1 protein-coding gene is annotated in these 1,384 nt (G+C 69.7%); it reads left to right on the forward strand.

All coding sequences use genetic code 11. The features are described from left to right. Nucleotides 1-1,384 (forward strand): condensation domain-containing protein (locus QH195_RS33270; protein WP_280438318.1); only part of this gene is annotated, 1,384 nt, incomplete at both ends.

The raw sequence follows: 1,384 nt of genomic DNA on the forward strand, positions 1-1,384 counted from the left end.
CTGGTGCGCTGGCAGCGTGTCGACGACCGGCCGGTCCTGGAGTATCTGGGCCGCACCGATTTCCAGGTGAAGTTCCGTGGTCAGCGCATCGAGCTCGGGGAGATCGAATCCGCGTTCCTGGCGCAGCCGCAGGTGAGCCAGGCCGTGGTCACGGTGGCGGCTTCCCAGCTGGGTGAGCAGCTGGTCGCCTATGTGGTGCCCGCCCCCGGCGCGCAGATCGAAGCCGCGGAACTGCTCGATGCCGTCCGAGAGGTCCTGCCGACCTATATGGTCCCGGCGGCGGTCGTAGAACTGGATGCGTTCCCGCTCAATACCTCCGGCAAGCTGGATCGCAAGGCATTGCCGGAACCGGAATTCGAGGCACGGGAGTTCCGGGCGCCGTCGACTCCGATCGAGGAGATCGTGGCCGGTGTCTACGCCGACGTACTCGGCGCGGAACGGATCGGCGCCGATGACGACTTCTTCGCGCTCGGCGGTAACTCGCTGATCGCGACCCAGGTCGCGGCTCGCCTCGGCCGGGCGCTGGATGTCGATGTCCCGGTGCGCATCCTGTTCGAAGCGCCCACGGTGGCCGCCCTGGCCGCGCGCGCGGAACTGCAGTCCGAGGCCGGCGGCCGGGTCGCGTTGGCGCCGCAGCCGCGGCCGACGCAGACCCTGCCCTCGGGTGAGGTTGTGGAGCGGGTGCCGTTGTCGCTGGCGCAGCAGCGGATGTGGTTCCTGAACCGGTTCGATCCGGATTCGTTCGTGGACAATATCCCGATCGCGGTCCGGCTGACCGGCGACCTCGACGCGGCCGCCCTGCAGGCCGCGGTCGCCGATGTGCTGGTGCGGCACGAATCGCTGCGGACCTTCTATCCGGAGGTCGGCGGGACGCCGTACCAGCAGGTGCTGCCTGCCGCCGAGGTGGTGCCGGAGCTGGCACCGATCGAGGTCGCGGCGGGCGATCTGCCCACGCGGCTCGCCGAACTGGTGCTGGCCGGATTCGATGTCACCGCGAGCGTGCCGTTCCGGGCCCGGTTGTTCCGGCTGAGCGCCTCCGAGCATGTGCTGGGCTTCGTCGTCCATCACATCTCCGGCGACGGTTTCTCGATGGCGCCGCTGCTGCGCGATGTGGTGACCGCATACATGGCGCGTACCGCGGGCGAGGCTCCCGGCTGGGCGCCACTGGAGGTGCAGTACGCCGACTTCGCGCTGTGGCAGCGGCAGGTACTGGGCTCGGAAGACGATCCCGAATCGGTGATCGCCCAGCAGGTTTCGTACTGGTCGCGGGAACTGGCCGGACTGCCGGATCAGCTGGACCTGCCGGCCGACCGGCCGCGGCCCGCGGTCTCCTCGGGCCGGGGTGCGGCGCATTCGTTCGAGATCGACGCCGAAACCCACGCCG

The organism is Nocardia carnea (assembly GCF_029868855.1).
In the GTDB taxonomy this organism is placed as follows: domain Bacteria; phylum Actinomycetota; class Actinomycetes; order Mycobacteriales; family Mycobacteriaceae; genus Nocardia; species Nocardia carnea_A.